The sequence below is a fragment of the Candidatus Anoxymicrobium japonicum genome (assembly GCA_002843005.1).
GTDB lineage: Bacteria > Actinomycetota > Geothermincolia > Fen-727 > Anoxymicrobiaceae > Anoxymicrobium > Anoxymicrobium japonicum.
This window is the reverse complement of sequence record PHEX01000039.1, coordinates 1-18,119: the sequence shown is the minus strand read 5'-3', so window position 1 is coordinate 18,119 and position 18,119 is coordinate 1. Positions and strand designations below refer to the sequence as shown.

The 18,119-nt window shown below is 57.7% G+C and carries 18 protein-coding genes and 1 tRNA gene; 10 read left to right on the top strand and 9 right to left on the bottom strand.

The window, feature by feature from the left end; translation table 11 throughout:
* Positions 1 to 193: 193 nt before the first annotated feature.
* On the top strand, positions 194 to 976 hold the full coding sequence (locus CVT63_05180) for an enoyl-CoA hydratase (GenBank protein PKQ27989.1): 783 nt from the start codon (positions 194 to 196) through the stop codon (positions 974 to 976).
* A 190-nt stretch (positions 977 to 1,166) separates the two neighbouring features.
* Here CVT63_05180 and CVT63_05175 read toward each other — a convergent pair whose 3' ends face one another.
* Positions 1,167 to 2,414 carry a glutamate dehydrogenase gene (locus tag CVT63_05175; GenBank protein ID PKQ27988.1) on the bottom strand — a complete coding sequence of 416 codons (1,248 nt, stop codon included), beginning with the start codon at positions 2,412 to 2,414 and terminating at the stop codon, positions 1,167 to 1,169.
* A 168-nt stretch (positions 2,415 to 2,582) separates the two neighbouring features.
* On the opposite strand from CVT63_05175, the gene CVT63_05170 reads away from it, so the two are divergent.
* From CVT63_05170 to CVT63_05160, 3 genes are all read left to right on the top strand, one after another.
* On the top strand, positions 2,583 to 2,810 hold the full coding sequence (locus CVT63_05170) for a hypothetical protein (GenBank protein ID PKQ27987.1): 228 nt from the start codon (positions 2,583 to 2,585) through the stop codon (positions 2,808 to 2,810).
* 100 nt (positions 2,811 to 2,910) lie between these two features.
* Positions 2,911 to 4,200 carry an ATPase gene (locus CVT63_05165; protein PKQ27986.1) on the top strand — a complete coding sequence of 430 codons (1,290 nt, stop codon included), beginning with the start codon at positions 2,911 to 2,913 and terminating at the stop codon, positions 4,198 to 4,200.
* Positions 4,201 to 4,254: 54 nt separating this feature from the next.
* On the top strand, positions 4,255 to 4,650 hold the full coding sequence (locus tag CVT63_05160) for a hypothetical protein (protein ID PKQ27985.1): 396 nt from the start codon (positions 4,255 to 4,257) through the stop codon (positions 4,648 to 4,650).
* Positions 4,651 to 4,893: 243 nt separating this feature from the next.
* Here the strand turns inward: CVT63_05160 and CVT63_05155 are convergent, their stop codons facing one another.
* The 4 genes from CVT63_05155 to CVT63_05140 all read right to left on the bottom strand — a co-directional run bounded on the left by CVT63_05155 (position 4,894) and on the right by CVT63_05140 (position 7,062).
* Complete coding sequence (locus CVT63_05155) at positions 4,894 to 5,166, bottom strand: hypothetical protein (protein PKQ27984.1); 273 nt, start codon at positions 5,164 to 5,166, stop codon at positions 4,894 to 4,896.
* Between the two features lie 7 nt (positions 5,167 to 5,173).
* The gene (locus CVT63_05150) at positions 5,174 to 5,488 is read right to left on the bottom strand and encodes a hypothetical protein (protein PKQ27983.1); all 315 of its coding nucleotides are present in this window, start codon (positions 5,486 to 5,488) and stop codon (positions 5,174 to 5,176) included.
* Positions 5,489 to 5,771: 283 nt separating this feature from the next.
* Positions 5,772 to 6,050 (bottom strand): RNA-binding protein, encoded by a 279-nt coding sequence (locus tag CVT63_05145; GenBank protein ID PKQ27982.1) that lies wholly within the window; start codon positions 6,048 to 6,050, stop codon positions 5,772 to 5,774.
* A gap of 160 nt (positions 6,051 to 6,210) precedes the next feature.
* Positions 6,211 to 7,062 (bottom strand): hypothetical protein, encoded by an 852-nt coding sequence (locus CVT63_05140; GenBank protein PKQ27981.1) that lies wholly within the window; start codon positions 7,060 to 7,062, stop codon positions 6,211 to 6,213.
* A 168-nt stretch (positions 7,063 to 7,230) separates the two neighbouring features.
* Between CVT63_05140 and CVT63_05135 the strand changes: the two genes are divergently transcribed.
* The 6 genes from CVT63_05135 to CVT63_05110 all read left to right on the top strand — a co-directional run bounded on the left by CVT63_05135 (position 7,231) and on the right by CVT63_05110 (position 11,718).
* Positions 7,231 to 8,052: an enoyl-CoA hydratase gene (locus CVT63_05135; GenBank protein ID PKQ27980.1), complete on the top strand. Its 822-nt coding sequence runs from the start codon at positions 7,231 to 7,233 to the stop codon at positions 8,050 to 8,052.
* 43 nt (positions 8,053 to 8,095) lie between these two features.
* Entirely contained in the window at positions 8,096 to 8,881 is a 786-nt protein-coding gene (locus tag CVT63_05130; GenBank protein PKQ27979.1) for a hypothetical protein, read from the top strand.
* 14 nt (positions 8,882 to 8,895) lie between these two features.
* On the top strand, positions 8,896 to 9,840 hold the full coding sequence (locus tag CVT63_05125; protein PKQ27978.1) for a hypothetical protein: 945 nt from the start codon (positions 8,896 to 8,898) through the stop codon (positions 9,838 to 9,840).
* Between the two features lie 142 nt (positions 9,841 to 9,982).
* A tRNA-Ala gene (locus tag CVT63_05120) sits at positions 9,983 to 10,058 on the top strand.
* A gap of 220 nt (positions 10,059 to 10,278) precedes the next feature.
* The gene (locus tag CVT63_05115; protein ID PKQ27977.1) at positions 10,279 to 10,809 is read left to right on the top strand and encodes a hypothetical protein; all 531 of its coding nucleotides are present in this window, start codon (positions 10,279 to 10,281) and stop codon (positions 10,807 to 10,809) included.
* A gap of 57 nt (positions 10,810 to 10,866) precedes the next feature.
* Positions 10,867 to 11,718: a hypothetical protein gene (locus CVT63_05110; protein ID PKQ27976.1), complete on the top strand. Its 852-nt coding sequence runs from the start codon at positions 10,867 to 10,869 to the stop codon at positions 11,716 to 11,718.
* 28 nt (positions 11,719 to 11,746) lie between these two features.
* On the opposite strand, the gene CVT63_05105 is transcribed toward CVT63_05110, so the two are convergent.
* The 4 genes from CVT63_05105 to CVT63_05090 all read right to left on the bottom strand — a co-directional run bounded on the left by CVT63_05105 (position 11,747) and on the right by CVT63_05090 (position 17,879).
* Entirely contained in the window at positions 11,747 to 14,419 is a 2,673-nt protein-coding gene (locus CVT63_05105; GenBank protein PKQ27975.1) for an ATPase, read from the bottom strand.
* A gap of 50 nt (positions 14,420 to 14,469) precedes the next feature.
* The gene (locus CVT63_05100) at positions 14,470 to 15,387 is read right to left on the bottom strand and encodes a 16S rRNA (adenine(1518)-N(6)/adenine(1519)-N(6))-dimethyltransferase (GenBank protein PKQ27974.1); all 918 of its coding nucleotides are present in this window, start codon (positions 15,385 to 15,387) and stop codon (positions 14,470 to 14,472) included.
* Between the two features lie 165 nt (positions 15,388 to 15,552).
* On the bottom strand, positions 15,553 to 16,476 hold the full coding sequence (locus CVT63_05095) for a hypothetical protein (protein ID PKQ27973.1): 924 nt from the start codon (positions 16,474 to 16,476) through the stop codon (positions 15,553 to 15,555).
* Positions 16,326 to 17,879, bottom strand: a complete 1,554-nt coding sequence (locus CVT63_05090; GenBank protein ID PKQ27972.1) for a methionine--tRNA ligase — start codon at positions 17,877 to 17,879, stop codon at positions 16,326 to 16,328. Before CVT63_05090 ends, CVT63_05095 begins: the two co-directional genes overlap by 151 nt.
* Positions 17,880 to 18,119 lie beyond the last annotated feature (240 nt).

The window sequence follows — 18,119 nt, the reverse complement described above, 5'->3', positions numbered from 1 at the left end:
AAACGGGGTCTCCTCCCAAGTCAAGACGAATTTGACATCCCCGCGAGCGGGGATCAAGGAGAGGTGTGTCTTGACTTGGGCTTCTTACAGGTGACCCCTCTTCTTTTGACCCCTCTTATTTTTGTTTACGTGGCGGCGATTGGATAGACTGGTACGTTGTGGATGGCGGGCTCGAGCCAGGGAGGAGATAGTCATGACATATGAAACGTTGTTGTACGAGACTGATGGCGAAGTGGGCATTCTCACTTACAACCGCCCGAAAATGGTCAATGCCGTCAACAGGCAGATGGTCGAAGAGCTGTACGATTTCTGGCAGGCGCGGCAACGCGACTTCGGCACACGCGTAATCATCGTAACGGGGGCGGGCGAGAAGGGGTTCTGCAGCGGCCTGGACATGAAGGCGGTCGTGACTGAGTTCGTGCCGGAGGGAGGGGCCACGGCCGAAACCACGTTTGACGGTCAGACGCACTTCTCGGCGCTGATGCGGTTGATGCGTTCCTGCCCACAGCCGATAATCGCGGCGGTGCACGGGCCGGCGATGGGGGCGGGGCTGTCGTTCGCGCTTGCCGCGGACGTGAGGCTCGCGAGCGAAGATAGCTTCTTCTGCGCCCAGTACATCAATATCGGAACGGGCGGGGCCGACCTGAGCTCATCGTTTTTCCTGCCGAAGCTGGTCGGTTGGGGCAAGGCCGCCGAGATGTGCATGACCGGGATGAGGATCCCGGCGGATGAGGCGTACCGCATAGGCCTGGTAAACCACGTCCACACTCGCGAGAACCTCCTGCCGGCCGCGAAAGCCATGGCCGCCGTCATGTGCTCCAAGAACAAGTTTGGCCTGCGCCTCACCAAGGACGCCTTCAACGCGGCGCTCAACGGCTCATCCCTGGAGGACGCCAACCGCATGGAGGACCGCAACCAGGCGCTTATAATTGCCAACGCGATAACGGAGGGAGTGAAAGAGCTTGGCGGAGCCTAGGGATACGGATCGTGCTCTTTCAATAACGTGGTTTCCGCCTTCCTGGTTCAGGCTATCATCCGCCGGAAGAACCATTCGGATCACGTTCCTGAAAGCCCGAAAGCTATCCTCACCAGTGATGTTATTGATGGGATTGCCTCCTTTCCGCCTGCAAGCCAGATCTACATAGACAAGCCTGCTCCTGTTCCGCCTATATCCATCCGCGCCATCTCATGGCCTCGATCACCCTCTCGATGGCCACGATATAGGCGGCCTTGCGCATGTTGACGGCGTAATTCCTAGAAGTCTCCAGCACCGCAGCGTAAGCCCGGGTCATAACGCGGTCGAGCTTCTCGTAGACCTCCTTCTCGTCCCAGCACGAAAGGCTCGTGTTCTGAACCATCTCGAAGTAAGAGACCGTGACGCCGCCGGCGTTGCAGAGGAAGTCCGGAAGGACATGGACGCCGTTCTCGTAGAGTATCTTGTCGGCTTCCGGCGTGGTCGGACCGTTCGCCAGCTCGGCGACTATTTTGGCCTTGACCTTGCCGGCGTTTTCCGTTGTTATGACGTTTTCCAGGGCTGCGGGAATCAGTATGTCCACGTCGCTGGTCAGGATGTCGTCGGAGTCAATACTGTCCGCACCGGCGCATCCCATCACGGTCGTCGTGTCCCTCTTGTGGTCCGCGACTGCATCGGGGTCGAGGCCGTCCATATTGCAGGCACCACCCTTGGTATCGGATACCGCCACCACCTTGGAGCCGAACATCTCGACCATCAGCTTGGCCGCGAAGTAGCCAGCGTTGCCGTACCCCTGAATAGCCACCGTGGCCTTTGAGAGATCAAGCCCTAACTCGCGCGCCGCCTCCCGCACCACGAACAACCCGCCCCGCGCGGTAGCGTCTCCCCTGCCAGGCGACCCGCCTATGCAGAGAGGTTTTCCGGTGACCACGCCGAACTGCGGGCGCCCGGCGATCTTGGAGTATTCGTCCATCATCCAGGCCATCACCTTGGGACTGGTATACACATCAGGCGCGGGGATATCCTTCTCGGGTCCGATGAACTGCCAGATGGACTCAATGTAAGCCCGGCTCAGCCGTTCTAGCTCTCCGTCTGACATCTGCTTGGTGTTGCAGATCACGCCGCCCTTACCGCCACCAAGCGGAATATCCACCAGGGCGCATTTCCAGGTCATCCAGGCTGCGAGCGCCCGCACCGTATCGATAGTCTCCTCGGGGTGGAACCTGATCCCGCCTTTCGTCGGCCCTCGAGCATCGTTGTACTGGATCCTGAAGCCTTCGAACACCTTTACGGAGCCGTCATCCATACGGACCGGCATATGGACTCTGATCTCGCGGACGGGGATTCTGAGCAACTGGCGCACGTTGTCGTCGAGACCCATTATCTCCGCGCACTGGTCGAGCTGATGCTGTGCGATCTTGAAGGGGTTGAGTTCGTCCACTCTCCATCACTTCTCTCGTTGAGTACCCTGTCACGGAATCACGTTTTCACCAGACGACCTGGATTCTAACATATTGGATATTGGATTTCTGAGCGGTGTCAGTTGACGGACTTCCAGGGGAACTCGACACGGCGGACCTGATCCTGGTAACGCACGCTCACAAGGATCATGCAAAGAGGGTCACGCTTCGAGTTGGACTTTGACGGCATCGGGGTCCGTGTGGTTCATGCCTACAACATCGAAACGGCTGATTTGAAGAAGGTCTGGCACCACATGGGGGCAGACTCGATTCGTTTCAAGGAGATCGTCGAGGCCGGGTCATCTACCGAAGTAGTGATCATGGAGATCGGGGAGGCGCTGAAGATTGAGAGCCACTTGCCCGGGAGGCAGGCATGACCCGAAAATGTCTGAATGTCTCAAAGCGATGTGGACAATATAACCAAAGTATGGTTAAATATTGTGGACAATATAACCAAAGTATGGTTAAATATTAACCATGATAAAGCGACATGTTGAACGGCTCATAACTGGAGCCCTGCGAGAATTCCCCGTTGTTCTTCTTGTTGGCGCCAGGCAGGTGGGGAAGACCACCCTTGCCAGGGCTATCTCGGCAGGGCCGTGGAAGGCCGAGTATTTTACGCTCGACGACCGTTCCATTCTGGATGCCGCGCTAAGCGACCCTGACGGGTTCATTAGGGGCAATCCTCCACCAATGGTGATAGACGAGGTCCAGAGAGCTCCAGACCTCATGAGGGCTGTGAAGCTCGCGGTGGACAGAAACCGCTGTCCAGGCATGTACCTTCTCACTGGCTCGGCCAACCCACTCAGACTTAGATCAGTCTCGGAGACGCTCGCCGGGCGTGTAGCCATATTTCGGCTTGACACCTTCTCGTGGGCGGAGATCGAAGAGAGGAAAGCGCCCACCTCCGCAATCGACGCGTTACTGGAATGCGACAGCGCGGCCGAGCTACTATCCCGACTTCGGAGGAAGGAAGTGAGTGCCAGGCGCGAGGATATCGAGCGTCTGGTTATCTCAGGCTGCTATCCTGATCCCGAGCGGATGAAGACGAGGGCTGCGCGTGACAGTTGGTTTAATTCTTACAGGCAGACGTATCTGGAGCGCGATGTCAAGGAAATAACCTCCATCGCGGACCTGCCCCTCTTTGGCCGCTTGCTACGTGTCATGGCGCTCCGCACGGGGAACCTCTTGAACCTGATGGACATCTCGAGGGAGGTGGGCATCCCGTACACAACGCTGAGGCGGTATGTCGGTCTGCTCGAGACGACGTTCCAGGTTGAGTTCCTGATGCCTTATTACGCGAATATCGGTAAACGCCTGGTTAAGACACCCAAGGTTTACTTCAATGACACCGGTATGGCGTGTCACCTTGTCGCCCTGACGGGATGGACTGCGCTGGAGAAAGCGGGGTTGTCAGGCAGGATGCTGGAAACCTGGGTTTGGGGAGAGATTCGCAAGACGCTTCCACTGCTGGACGTCCCGGCGGAGCCGATGTTCTGGAGGGAACAGCACGGCGGTGAGGTCGATTTTGTACTGGAGAGAGGCACGCGCCTGGCGGGAATCGAAGTAAAGAGCTCTGGAAGCGTTACAAGCGCAGACCTCAAGGGGTCTGAGAGCTTCCTGAGCGCGATGAGAGGTAGAGCGGCGATCACAGTGATCCTATACCAGGGCGAAAGAGCATTCGCACCCCGCGAACTCATTGCAGTTGTTCCGATGAGCCTCTTCTTTGGGGCGGAGTGGCAGGCGCCGAGCGCTGGGTTGACGTAAGTGCTGTTGCCAAACTATAATACTTGAAATTGTCCTATTGAAAGGAGGAGTTTCGTGATTGTTGCGCAAGCTGTGGAGTATGAGGTTAGTACGGGCATGTCGGTCGGACTGTTTCTGGTCATTATGCTGCTGGCTCTTGCCATGTACGTTTTTTCCGCCTTTTGCATGATGAAGATGGCGGACAGGCTGGGGGTTGAGAACGGCTGGTTCGCGTTCGTTCCTTTTTTGAATCTCTGGTTGCTGTGCAAGATGGGGGACAGGGAGAACTCCTGGTTTATCATCATGCTGATATGTCAGTTTTGTTGTGGGATCGTCACTGCGGTTATGTCTATCATGATTTTGATGGATGTCGCTGAAAAACTCGGGTTCGAGAGATGGTGGGGAATCCTTATCATCATCCCAATTTTCAACTTCTACGTTCTCTACAAACTCGCTTTCACGGAGCCGTAAGCAACAAGAAGCTTGCGCTTCAAAAGTGACATGACAGTAATAGAAGCCGGGATCATCCAGATCCCGGCTTCTCTGTTGGTTCTTTGTGATTGCTTCAGAAACGTCACATCGTGTAGCACAGACATTCCTGTCTGTGACGTAACATTCCACAGGCAAGAATGGCCTGTGTCACCCCCAACTCCCACGCCCCACGCCCCACGCCCCACTTCGCGGGCGGTGACTCCGGGGCAAGTGTGGGCTACGTCAAAGGCCCAATGCCGGGTCGCTCAACTGTCCTTCGTTGAAATCAGTAGGACTCACTGAGTTCATCTGCTGATCCAACTGGTTCAGGTAGTTGTTGATCTCCGCGTTATTGGTTGTGCTGCCGGATGATGTGGTTGCGCCGCCGGATGACGTGGACGTCGAGGCGCTCTTGCTCTTGCTCCCGCATGACGCTGCGAAGAGGGCGGACGCCACCAGCATCAGGATCACAGCTGCCGTGATAACAAACGTTTTTTTGCTGATCATTGTGCGCACCTCTCTTTCATGGCGCCGTGGATGGATTTGTGGTCGCCGGAGTGGTTGGCGTCTGACTCGCGAGTGCCGCGATGGCGGGCCGTATCACCGTCTGATAGTAATGCCGCACGTCGATGATATCCTGGCGCACTATCCGTAGTTGCGCGCGCGCCTGGCTGATGGCGTTGGAGAGCTGCCCGGCGGATTCATAAGGTGTGTACTGCTTCGCGTTTTGCAAGAGGTTGATGAAAGACGCGTAATCGGTGGCTGCTTTGACAATCATCTGATCCCACGCCAGGAAGTCGGCCTTGAGCTTGCTGACGTCATAGCCTTTGGCCGCCATTGCGGCGACAATTTCAGTGACCTTTGCTTTGGCGGCATGGTAAGCGGCGACATGGCGTTCCTCGTTGTTGTTGAAGCGCGCGATTACAGTCTCGATCCGCTCCCTGATCTCCTCGATGCGCTAGTCACGGCGCTCCTGGCGGCGCTCCCGCAGAGTGCTTCCCAGGGCTGGCTGATATATCGCTGCTGTTGCGGAGAGTAGTAGAACCGTGACAAGGATCACTTTCGGGGCAATCATCGTCTTTCTCATGTTTCCCTCCTTAATCACTATTCTGTTTTGAGACCTAATAACGGGGAGTGTCTCCGCCGCCCGAATCGGTCCTTCTTGGCCTGGCCTCGTTGACCCTTACGGCGCGGCCGTCCAGATCCTTGGCGTCCAGCCCCTCGACAGCAGCTTTTGCCTCATCGTCGTTTGGCATCTCGACGAAGCCAAAGCCCCTTGACCTGCTTGTGCCGCGGTCAATCACGACCTCAGCCGAAGTGACTGCGCCGAACTGCTCAAAGGCGGAGCGCAAACTGTTGTCATCGGTGCTGAAACTAAGGTTGCCAACGTATATTTTCATTTTTCACCTCCTCCTCAAATAAAAACCCGAGGATGCGGACTCCTCGGGAAAAGCGTCAAACCAAATCTCGAAACCGGTCACGCGAATAATCAACGCGTGATATCAAAACACATTTCACGACGCGAGGCAACCCGACGATCAGAGCCAAGAAGCAAGGCGCCTACAATGATTCTTCGACTTCCTTATAGTGCAGCAGCTCTGTGTACCCAATCCGGGAGAGCGTGGACTTGCTCTTCTGATTCCAGGCCATAATTACCTTGAGGCCGATAATGCCAGCGAGCACCCACGCATAAGCCGTCGCGTTGGCTTGCCCGTCCACGAGGATGGCGCCGTAGCTCTTGTTCGATAAATCCAGGAGCCTGTCTTTGATTTCGTCGACGATGTCATCCTCTCCCCACTCTTTCGTCCCGAGCTCGATCATGGGCGCCTCGGGCCGCGGTGATATGTCAAAGCCCAGCGTACGCCACTCTATGACTTTGTTTGATTGATCGGTGAGCGTAAAGTTCGCGAGCTTGACTATTTGCTTGAACACTTTGGCGCCGTCCGGGTTGATCATAACCAGGCAGTTGCCGTCGAAGCCGTAATCGCCCGGGCGTCCCTCTCCGGGATAGATGATCTCAGCTTCGCCCAATGAAGGCTCGAGGTCGAGCAACGCTTCGCCGGGCGTCCTGCGGCTTTCGACCGCGTCGCATATCTCCTCGGACCAGTTTTCCTCGCTCACCTGGATCCAGTGGCCGAAGACAGAGCCGACCTTTCTGCCCTTTTTCGTGTGCACTTTGCCGCCGATGGCCCTGGAGAGGTGATGCTCCAGGAGATTGCTTCGCTTCGCGTTCCATGTTTCGATCCTGTCTACAGTGAACTCTTCGTCGGCGCCGTAATCGTAAGCGATGATCACGTACCCTCCGAGGATTGAGTCCATTCTTATGTCGAGTATGTCCACCATCGGGTTCTCATCGACGATTTGCGCGGCCAGGCGCTCGGCGTCTTTCTTATAGAGTGTGTCATCCAGCATGTTTCTCATCCCTTCTGTGTGTCAGGCCCGGGCGGCCCGGCCCATGGCGCTTACCGGTTACTATCATACTACGGTTCGGCCTCGAAAATCCCTGCTTGTGTTTTCAGACATGCGTGATAGTCTCCCACTCAAGCAAGATCGGCGTTATCATATGCTTAATCGTCTCGGTTGCGTGATGGAGGTTCTGTGGTAGAAGAATCTGAAATTCTGGTTGAAAAACGTGACGGGTTCGCGACGCTGGCTTTCAATCGTCCCGAGAAGAGGAACGCGCTTACGGCGCAACTGCTGACATCGCTGACGTTGGCGCTCGAGGAGCTGGCCCGTGACGACGGAATCCGTTGTGTGGTGCTCAAGGGAACTGGTGACAGTGGGTTCTCGGTAGGCATGGACCTTGCCGACATGGCTCTCAATCGCCCCAAAGAGAACTACAGTCTAATCAGTGAAGGCGGCCCGTTGCGCCGCGCCATAGCGGCGATCGAGGCGTTTCCTTATCCTGTTATCGCGATGATCAACGGTTACGCCATGGGGGCGGCATGCGAGCTGGCGATAGCGTGCGACCTGCGAATCGGTTGTGAGCGAACCCGTATGGGCACGCCATCCGCGAAGCTCGGCATTGTGTATCCCCTGGAGGGATGTGAGCGGTTCTCCCGGACGCTGGGGCTCGCGACGACAAGAAAGCTCTTCCATACGGCTCGCTACTTTGAAGGAGACGAGCTCCACAAGATGGGCATGCTGGATTTTGTGCGCGTGGAAGAAGAACTCGAGGGATTTACGTTTGAGCTTGCCCGAGAGATAGCGATGCTTGCGCCGCTATCGGTGAAGGGCCAAAAGCGCGCGCTTGACGCTATCGCCGGGGAGCGCGTTTCACCGGACGTGGATTACGTGAGCGCGATTCATGATATGGTAGCCGATTCCATACGAAGCGCTGACGCGAAAGAGGGGATTCAAGCGTTTCTCGAGAGACGAGACCCCCGGTTCACGGGACATTGACAGCCGCGCACCTTGACAGTGGTTTGCATGAAAGGAATCTGAGATGGAAGAGCTTCTTGTAGAGAAAAAAGGCAACGTATCGATTTTAACCCTGAACAGGCCCGAGAAAAAGAACGCGCTCAGTTTTTCCCTTGTCCAGGCGATCGGCGACACGATTGAGAAATTGCGGTTCGACGATGAAACGCGAGCGATTGTCATTACAGGGGCGGGGGAGGGCTTCTGCACGGGCGCGGATCTGACAGGTGGCGGAGGCCGCGAGGACGTGTTCACTCCACCTGGAATGCGCATAACGTGCTTCGCGTACTCTAAGATGGTCAGCGCCATGTGGTTGCTCGAGAAGCCGATCATTGGCGCTATAAACGGGACGGCAGCTGGCGCCGGCTGCAACCTGGCGTTTGCCTGCGACCTCCTGGTGGCTTCCGAGCAAGCGAAGTTTATCCAGGTTTTTGTGAGACGCGGACTTGTCGCTGATACCGGCGGCACCTACTTCCTGCCGAGGATCGTAGGGCTCGCGAAAGCGAAAGAGCTGATGTTTTTTGGTGAGGAAGTGACTCCTGAAATGGCGCTCGGGCTCGGCCTGGTCAATCGCGTGGTTTCACATGAGCGGTTGATGGAAGATGCGATGGAAATCGCCTGTCGCCTGGCCGCCGGTCCGACACGGGCGATTGGTATGATGAAGAGCATGCTCAACAAGTCCTTCGAGTCCGATCTTATGAGCGCGCTTGATCGCGAGGGCTCACTGCAGGGGATCGCGGTGGGCACAGAGGACGCGGTCGAAGGAGTGACTTCATTCATGCAGAAGAGGCCGCCGGAGTTCAAGGGTAAATAAAGCAGGAGGTCATTTTGGAAGAGAATATCACTCAAAGGCCCATAGTTGAGGCGTGGAAGCAATCTACAAGACCTGAGCGGGCGATGATCGCGATCCTCCTGTTTGCTTTCTTTGCGCTGGCAATTTTTCACCTGGGAACTTGGGTCACGCACAAGTTCACGATACGACCGGAACTGATGGCCCTTGGCGTTTTATTAGCGCTCGCCATCTGCGTCTGGCACGCATGGATGGTCAAGGGGAGGCGCCAGGCCGTTGCGTTCTTCGCGATCGCCTGGTTGATCACATGGGCCTGCGAGTTTGTGGGGCACAATTACGCGTGGTTTTTCGGGTACTACAAGTACACGGACACCCTCAGACCGCGTGTCGGTGGAGTGCCGATCGTCGTTATTGTCACCTGGTCCGTCGTCATTTACGCCGCATACATGTTGATCGACTGGCTTGCCGGCACACGCGGCATTGTCCGCGCGAAGACATGGTTGGGGAAGACCTTGTGGGGGGTTATCATCGCGGCGGCTTCGGCGACGCTCGTATGCGCCTGGGATTTAATGGTGGATCCGATGGCGACTTCAAGAGTGTGGATGCAAATGGCGCGGGTGGCGCCCTGGTGGTGGTGGGAGAGAGGTGGCCCCTACCTCAAGGGACTCAACGTGTGGAAGGGCAATAGCGGTGTGCCGATCGGCAACTTCGTGGGCTGGTGGCTCGCGCCGTTCTTCATTGTCTTCATCTTTTACATGGTATTTCAGAAGCGGAACTTGACATCGGAGAAACTCGTCAACATCGTGCCGTTGTTTATCTATTTCGCGCTTTACTTCTCGACGGCAATGAGCGTACTCGAGATGAACTGGTTTGAGAACGGCATGAACCAGGTCGCTCTGATAGGCACATTCGCGATGATGCCGGTCGTTCTGGTCTCGGCAATCAAGTTGGCCATGGATTACACCAGACCTGCGCTGATTTAACTTTGGGGTCAGGCAACGTCTACCGCTTTAGCGGTAGACGGAAAGGTAGACGGTGCCTGACCCCTCTTAAACTTTAAAAAAAAGACCTGACCCCAAAGTTAAACGCGATACGGAGATGATACAATAATTGCCATTCGAATTCGGGGGTATAGCTCAGTTGGGAGAGCGCGGGCTTTGCAAGCCCGAGGCCGGCGGTTCGAGCCCGCCTACCTCCACCAGCAAGATGTTTGTGATTAATTAGGGGTAGACGGTAGGGGTAGACGGTGCCTGACGTGTTGGGGTTCTGTACGGTTAGATACTCTTCGAAGTTGGAGTAGGTGTTACCTTCCGCGAAGTACCAGGTGGTCTCGGGGGCGTTCACTCTTTTTGCTATCATTCTTCTCGGCTTCTCTCAGGAGGCGGCCAGATAAAATTATTTGCGTTTCTTGTGATATATTTTTGAAGTTTGGCGACGTTAGATTTTACGAGGGGCGGGAGATGGCGAACAAAGAGCACTTGAAGGTTCTGAAAAAGGGAGTGAAAGCCTGGAACGAGTGGCGCTGCGGGGACATGAACCTGAAGCCGGACTTCTCCGGTCACGATTTCGAGGGGATGGATCTGACTTATGTGAACTGGATGGTGGCCGATCTCTCGGGGTGTGACCTGTCGGGGTGTTGCTTGAAGCAGGCGTACATGACCCACGCGAACCTCTCAAACGCGAACCTTCGAGGCGCGAGCATACATCGAGCGGATATGCGAAACGCGAACCTGGTGAACGCGGATTTCACGGGCGCGGACATATTCGAGGGCATTTTTGCTCGGGCGGTATTACACCAGACGAAGTTTACGGGCGCCAATCTCAGAGAGTCGATCTGGATCGGCGCTTTCATGAACGAGGTGGATTTCACTGACTGCGATCTCACCGGCGCCGATTTCACGAGCGCGAAGCGGAGTGGGCTTATCACTGATGGCGCCATCGGTTGTCAATAGAGCTAAAAAACGCAACAATGGGGTCAGGCCCCCTTTGTTGCGTTTGAAAGGAAAATTATGTGGTTGCGCGTCATTCTAGCCAGGCCTCTCGGCGTGGCGCTTGCCAGATTCAAGAAATATAACCTGCGATATACGGGAGAGGAGCGAGCCCCGCACAAGGGCCCGTTTATTGTGGTGACGAACCACCAGACCGGGGTGGACGTTATCGCGGAGGGCATAGCCTTAAGAAAAGTTCTGACACGCAGCAGAATGATTCCCTGGGGAAAGAAGGAGATCAAACGAGGCAAAGAGGGGCTTTTCGCCCGGATTCTCTGGTACTACTTTGGGGTCATCCCCATCGACCGCAACGCAACCGACGAAGCGCCGAAGGCTATCAAGAAAAGCCTCAACCACCTGCGCCGTGGCAAGATCATTTTTGTGCACCCCGAGGGCGCCAGGTTCCCCCACGGGCAACTGGGGCCGTTCAAGTATGGGGTAGCCAACCTCGCGCGCGCGGTGCCATGCCCGGTGCTGCCTGTCGGTGTCTACCGGCGCCTGGATTCTGACGGAGGGATACAGGTAAACATTGGAACTCCGTTTTTCATGCCCGACCTCGAGCCGGTTTTTCCCGGGCAGGAAAACACGCCTGAGAATATCTTCCGCCGACAGGTCGAGATGCTAAAAAAATGGTGTGAGGGGCTGGACAGGGACAGGAAGAGCATGAAGCTGATGGTAAAAATGATAGGAGTGGTGACGTACTCGATTGACAGACTCGAGCAGAAAATAACAATGGACAGGTTGTTCCGCATGGCCGACCCCAATGACAGCGAGTATCTGCGAGACAAAGTGCTGGAGATGCTTCCTGATGGTTGGAAGAAAGTGGATAGCGCGGACTGGGGCGAGAATCCTCCTTTGAAGAAACCGCGCTAGTTTTTAGGGGTCCCGTCTACCGCTCCGTCTACCGCCTGCGCAACACTTTTATTCTGTCGATCAACAGAATTGGAACGATCGAGCACGCCAGTATCAGCAGCCAGGCTTGACCGGACGGCCAGCGCGTGTGGAACACTTTTTGCATGAAAGGCAGGTAAAGCACTGCCGCCTGCAGCGCGATAGAGATCAGGAAAGCGCCGAACAGGTAGCGGTTTTCCCACGGCGCCGAAGAGAAAAAGGATCGCGTCTCCGAGCGCAGGTTGTACGAGTGAAACACCTGCGTAAGGACTATCGTTGTGAAGAGCACCGTCCGCGACATGTCGAGCCCAATCGATTTGTCGGCCCATGAATAGCCGAGCAGGTAGTGGGCGAGGAGAAATGACGCGAGCCCGCCGGCGGTGATGATCAGGCCATGCAGGGCCAGGTTGAACTGCCTTGACGCGGTGAGGATGTTGTCGTCCGCGTTCCTCGGCGGATGTTCCATGATGTCGATCTCCGGTGGATCCATGCCGAGAGCGAGCGCGGGCACCCCATCGGTGATCAGGTTGATCCAGAGTATCTGCGAGGCCGCAAGCGGCAGGGGGAACCCGGCAACCATCGCTATGAAGACAATCAGCACCTCGCTGATGTTGCATGACAACATGAAGTAAATAAATTTCCGCAGGTTATTGAATATGATGCGGCCCTGCTTGACCGCGGACACAATAGTGGCGAAGTTGTCGTCCGCGAGCACCATGTCTGACGCTTCTTTGGCGACATCCGTGCCGGTGATGCCCATGGCGATGCCGATGTCCGCGCGCTTGAGAGCCAGCGCGTCATTGACCCCATCGCCCGTCATGGCGACCACGTGCCCGCGCGCCTTGAGCGCCTCGACAATTTTCACCTTGTGCCCGGGAGAGACGCGCGCGTAAGCGCTGATATTCTCAACCTGATCGCTCAACTGGCCTGCCGTCATCTTTTCGATATCGTGGCCTTCGATGAGACGCCGCCCGGGCGCGAGGATCCCGAGCTCCCGCGCGACGGCGGACGCGGTTGCTTTGTGATCGCCGGTAATCATGGCGACGCCGATATTCGCGCGAGAGCACTCGCCGAGCGCGTGAAGGACCTCAGCTCTCGGCGGATCCTTCATTGCGAACGCCCCCAGAAAGACCAGGCCGCGCTCGAGATCATCGGCTGCGTCCGGTCCGGGAAGCGAGTCCAGCTTCCGGTATGCGACGGCGAGCACGCGAAGGGCCTGCGAGCCAAGTTGAGAGGTTGCGGCCAGCATCTTCGACAGGGCCTCACCGGTCAATGGAACCTCGCCCTCGTCCGTGAGCATCCGGTCGCACTTATCCAGAACCGCTTCGGCTGCGCCCTTCGAGAAGACCATGAAGCCGCTTTTATCCCGGTGCGCCGTGGTCATCATCTTCCTGTCGGAGTCGAAGGGCACTTCCGCAACTCTGGGCAGATTCTCCTCGAGATCCGCCTTCTTGAACCCTCCAGCCTCGGCCGCCTCGAGCAGCGCCACCTCAGTGGAATCGCCGATGCAGCCGTCCGGGCCGCGGCGCGCGTCGTTGCAAAGGGCCGCGGCGCGCTTCATCTGGTTGTACGAATCGCCCCTCCACAGAGAGGCGTCGGTTACTTTCCACTTTTCTTCTCCGTGCGCGCCTGGAATGTCTCCGATGAGAAAGTGCGAAGCGTCCGCGAAGAGCGCGTCTGTCACCGTCATCCTGTTGAGAGTAAGTGTTCCTGTTTTATCCGAGCAGATGTAGTTTGCAGAGCCAAGCGTTTCAACCGCCGGGAGGTTTCTGATGATGGCGTTCTGCTTTGCCATTACACGCGTTCCGTGGGCTAGCGTGATGGTGACAACGGCCGGTAGCCCCTCAGGAATCGCCGCCACCGCCAGGCTCACAGCGAAAAGCAGAATGGCGGCCACGGGGTTTCCTCTGATGAGACCGACGGCGAACACCACGGTCACTACGAGAAGGCAAATATACACGATACGCTTTCCAACATCCTTGAGCTCGACCTGCAGAGGCGTTGGCTCGGGCTTGCCTTCATCGAGCATTCCGGCTATCTGGCCGAGTTGCGAGCGGCTTCCGGTTTCCACGACAACGGCTGTCCCGCGCCCGTAATCGACATGAGTTCCCGAGAACACCATGTTGACGCGATCCCCCAGATCCGCGCTGGCGTTGACGATAGAGTTCGCGCTTTTGGAGACGGCCTCGGACTCGCCGGTCAGGCTCGATTCATTGGCGCGCAGGTTCACGGAGGTGACGACACGCGCGTCGGCAGAAACGGCGTCGCCGGTTTCCAGGATTATCAGGTCGCCGGGCACGAGATCACGCGCAGGGATCGAGTCCTCCGCGCCGCCGCGCAGCACTTTCGCGGTTGGAGCTCCCAACCTCTTGAGCTCCTCGATCGCCGACTCCGCCCGGCTTTCTTGCGCGAAACCAAGCCCCGCGTTCAAGAGGACGATCACCAGGATGACCAGCGCGTCGATATATTCGCGCAGCAAGGCCCCGCTGATCACGATAGCCACCAGCAGAACCCATATCATGAAGTCGTTGAACTGCATGAGGAAGCGGATGACCGCGGATTTGCGCCTTGTCTCCTGGAAAGTGTTAGGGCCGAAAGCCGCCAGCCGGCGCTTTGCCTCTTCTCCGGAGAGGCCTTCTCTGTCGCCAGTATCGAGGGCGGACATGACCTCGTCTGTTTTCATGGAGTGCCAGGTTTTCACATTCCTTGCCGTGGTCAGGTTTTCAGTCAATCTCACGTCCTTTGTTTCGTTGGTAAGACGCCTTCGCTCGCTCGCGTCAGCGCCAGCAGATAATTGGACAGCTCCGTGAACTCCACCTGCGAGAGTTCTTCAGCCCTCACCGCTTCGTGCCTGCCCATAGCGTGAAGCGCGTCCACAACGCTGTCCCGATCCACTCCAGGCACTCCGGCGGCTACCGAGTTCGCGAGCTTCTTTCTGCGCTGGCTAAAAGCCGAGGTAACCACCTGGTCGAAGAACGGTTCGTCGCAGGCCAGGGGAATGTCGCGTTCGCCGCCGTCCGCCAGCCGCTCGAGGTGGAGTACCGCGGAGTCCACGCCCGGCCGCGGGTAGAAACTGTTGCGCGATACCCCGGCTACGCGCTCGACTTTAGCGCGGTACTGGATTTTTACCGAAGCCGCCGAGTACTCTTTGCTTCCAGGGTTCGCGGCGATGCGGTCGGCCACTTCCCGCTGCACCATCACAGTGTACTCGGATAGCCACGGATACTTGATCAACCACTTCACCACAAGTGTGGCGGCGATCTGGTAGGGAAGGTTTGAGACCATCTTCACGCGCTCTGGAGGGCTGCCCTCCCGGAAGCTCGCGAGGTCGAAGGCGAGAGCATCGGCATGAACCAGGACGAGGCGATCGGCGCCGGTGAACTCTTTCTCCAGTATCTTCACCATAGTGGGGTCGAACTCGATCGCGTAAACATGGCGGACCTGCTCCACGAGCGCCTGGGTGAGAGCCCCCAGCCCGGGGCCGACCTCGATCACCGTGTCGGAGGACCTGAGGCCAGCGGCGCCTGTGATGATTCGAAGGATGTTGGCGTCGACGAGGAAGTTCTGCCCGAACGCGCGGCGCGGCCTGATCCCCTCGCTCACCAGGAGCCTTCGCACAATCTGTGGGGAGGTAAGCCGTTCGCGAGGCACTTAGTCCCCCTTTCCATAAATACGGTAACGTACCGAGAGCGTCGGTGCGCCGCTCCCTAAAAGGCCGCGCGACTGACGCGTACGCTTGTCGTACTCGGAAGGAGTGGAACGCGGCGGGTGTGGATGCAACGGCGTTCGCTTGCGAGTATTTATGGAATGGGGCACTTAGTCCTCCTCCATCGGAACGCCGAAAACCCGGGACGTGTTATCCGCGAGCAGTCGCTCCATGTCATCGAGCGCTATGCCGCGAGAGGCCGCAAGCGCCTCGGCCACAAACCGTACGCGCTCGGGCGTGTTGGGCTTTCCCCTGAACGGCTCGGGAGAGAGAAACGGGGCGTCGGTCTCACAGAGAATGCGGTTTGCCGGCGCGAGCGATGCCATCTCTCTGACCTCGCGCGCGTTCTTGAATGTCACCTGCCCCGCGAACGACACGTAGTAGTCGCGCCTGACGCACTCGTCGAGTACGTGCCGGTCGCCCGAGAAGCAGTGCATGATGACGGGCACGTCACCGTCCAGCTCTTCGGCGAGCAGCGCCAGCGCGTCAGAGTGCGCCTCGCGGTCGTGGACGATGACAGGCAGACCCAGCCGCTTCGCGAGCCTGAGTTGCGCGCGAAACGCCTGCTTCTGCGCGTCCGCCGGACTCTTGTCGCGGTAGTAATCAAGGCCGGTCTCGCCAATCGCGACGACGCGGTTGCTTGCGCGCGCCATCTCCTCCAGGTGGTCGATCTCGTCGGACGTGGCGCCGCCGGTGTCGTTCGGATGAATGCCCACAGCGGCGTAGACGCCCTCGCACGCTGCGGCGGCTCTTACCGCCTCCGCGCTCGAGCGGATGTTCAAGCCGATTGTGATGACAGGTGAAACGCCAGCCGCCTTCGCGGACGTTACGACGCTTTCCGTGTCTTCCTTGATAAGATCGAGGTGCGCGTGGCAGTCCGGTATCAAGGCTGATCCTCGGCAAGGTTTTCCAGCTTCCTTGGAAACAGCGCGTCGCCGCGGGTCGTCGTGAGGCCGTCCGGCAGCAAACCCCAGGTGGAGGAGTCTGGAAGCAGCGCGGACTCGATGGGGGCCTTCAGGCCGAGACGATTCCATATTTTCGCCGCTGTGTCGGGCATGAACGGCGCGATCAGCACGGCTATCTGGCGGAGCCCCTCGAGGCAGTTGTACAGGACGCGATCGAGATCCGCGCTCCTGGAACTGTCTTTCGCCAGCGCCCAGGGAGCGGACACGTCCACGTAACGGTTGACCGCGTGAATGAACTCCCAGATATCGGTGAGCGCTTCGTTAAAGGAAAGCGCGTCCAGCTTCGCCTCCATGACCGCAAACGATTGCGCCGCGCGCTCGGAGAGGATGTTTTCCTCGGCGCCGGGCGCGCCTGGCGCGGGCACGATGTTGTCGCGATATCGGTCTACCATTGTAAACACGCGGCTCTCGAGGTTGCCGAGGTCGTTCGCGAGCTCCGCGTTGTAGCGCTGCCTGACGGTGCGCCGCGAGAAGTTTCCGTCTATGCCGAACGAGAACTCTCTCATGAAGTAGTAACGGTAAGCGTCCACGCCATACTCCTCCACGATATCAGCGGGGCGCACGACATTGCCGAGCGACTTGGACATCTTGCGACCCTCAACGGTCAGCCACCCGTGCGCGAAGACGTGCCTGGGAAGCGGGATGTCCGCCGCCATCAGCATCGCGGGCCATATCGCCGCGTGAAACCGCAGTATCTCCTTGCCCATCAGGTGCCAGTCGGCGGGCCATACACGCTCGAAGCGGGCGGGGTCGATCCCAAAGCCGATAGCGGAAATGTAGTTGAGGAGCGCGTCGAACCAGACGTACATGACGTGGCGCGCGTCGAACGGACACGATATTCCCCACGTGAACGACGTGCGTGTGATGCTCTGATCCTTGAGACCGGACTCGATGAAGGAGATCACTTCGTTGCGGCGCGACTCGGGCTGGACGAACTCCGGATTGGTTTTGATGTGGGCAAGGACGCGATCGGCGTACTTTGAGAGACGGAAGAAGTAGTTTTCCTCTTTCACCCACTCGGCGGGGAGATGGCACTCCGGGCACGCGCCGTCCTCGAGCTGGCTTGAAAGCAGGAACGACTCGTCGTGAACGCAGTACCAGCCTTCATAGGCGTCCAGGAAGACGTCCCCTTTTTCCTTGAGTTTCTCGATGAACAACTGCGCCACGTTACTGTGCCGGCTCTGCGTGGTGCGAATAAAGTCGTCGTTTGAGATATTGAGGAGTTTCCAGAGATCGGTGAACTCCGAGACTATGCCATCCACCCACGACTGGGGGCTTCGGTTCTTGTCGGCCGCGGCGCCTGCGACCTTCTGGCCGTGCTCGTCAACTCCCGTGAGGAAGAAGACCTCCCGGCCCTGCTGGCGCTTGAAGCGCGCGATGACGTCCGCGGCCAGGGTCGTATAAGCCGTGCCGATGTGCGGCACGTCGTTCACGTAATAAATTGGCGTTGTTATATAGAAAACGTCACCCAATCAGTTCCACATCCCGCCAGCTTAGTGCCCCATTCCATAAATACTCGCATTCGAACGCCGCTGCCAATTCAAATCATAACGTAAAAATCACCAAGTTTTTTCAAAACATACCTCTCCACATGTTAGAGTCCACACCAGTGGTGTACCGCACCCGGTTCCCTGGACACAACTTTGCGGCTCATGCGGCCGCCCCCACTTCCCTTGCGTAGTAGGCTTCCCGCGCCTGGCGGGGGCTTAGAT

Excerpts from the sequence above, each read along its gene's own strand:
- CVT63_05180 (PKQ27989.1), top strand. The coding sequence starts at position 194 with ATGACATATGAAACGTTGTTGTACGAGACTGATGGCGAAGTGGGCATT.
- CVT63_05170 (PKQ27987.1), top strand. The coding sequence starts at position 2,583 with ATGCAAAGAGGGTCACGCTTCGAGTTGGACTTTGACGGCATCGGGGTC.
- CVT63_05165 (PKQ27986.1), top strand. The coding sequence starts at position 2,911 with ATGATAAAGCGACATGTTGAACGGCTCATAACTGGAGCCCTGCGAGAA.
- CVT63_05150 (PKQ27983.1), bottom strand. The coding sequence starts at position 5,488 with ATGGCGGCCAAAGGCTATGACGTCAGCAAGCTCAAGGCCGACTTCCTG.
- CVT63_05145 (PKQ27982.1), bottom strand. The coding sequence starts at position 6,050 with ATGAAAATATACGTTGGCAACCTTAGTTTCAGCACCGATGACAACAGT.
- CVT63_05140 (PKQ27981.1), bottom strand. The coding sequence starts at position 7,062 with ATGCTGGATGACACACTCTATAAGAAAGACGCCGAGCGCCTGGCCGCG.
- CVT63_05130 (PKQ27979.1), top strand. The coding sequence starts at position 8,096 with ATGGAAGAGCTTCTTGTAGAGAAAAAAGGCAACGTATCGATTTTAACC.
- CVT63_05110 (PKQ27976.1), top strand. The coding sequence starts at position 10,867 with ATGTGGTTGCGCGTCATTCTAGCCAGGCCTCTCGGCGTGGCGCTTGCC.
- CVT63_05105 (PKQ27975.1), bottom strand. The coding sequence starts at position 14,419 with ATGAAAACAGACGAGGTCATGTCCGCCCTCGATACTGGCGACAGAGAA.
- CVT63_05095 (PKQ27973.1), bottom strand. The coding sequence starts at position 16,476 with ATGGAATCGTCTCGGCCTGAAGGCCCCCATCGAGTCCGCGCTGCTTCC.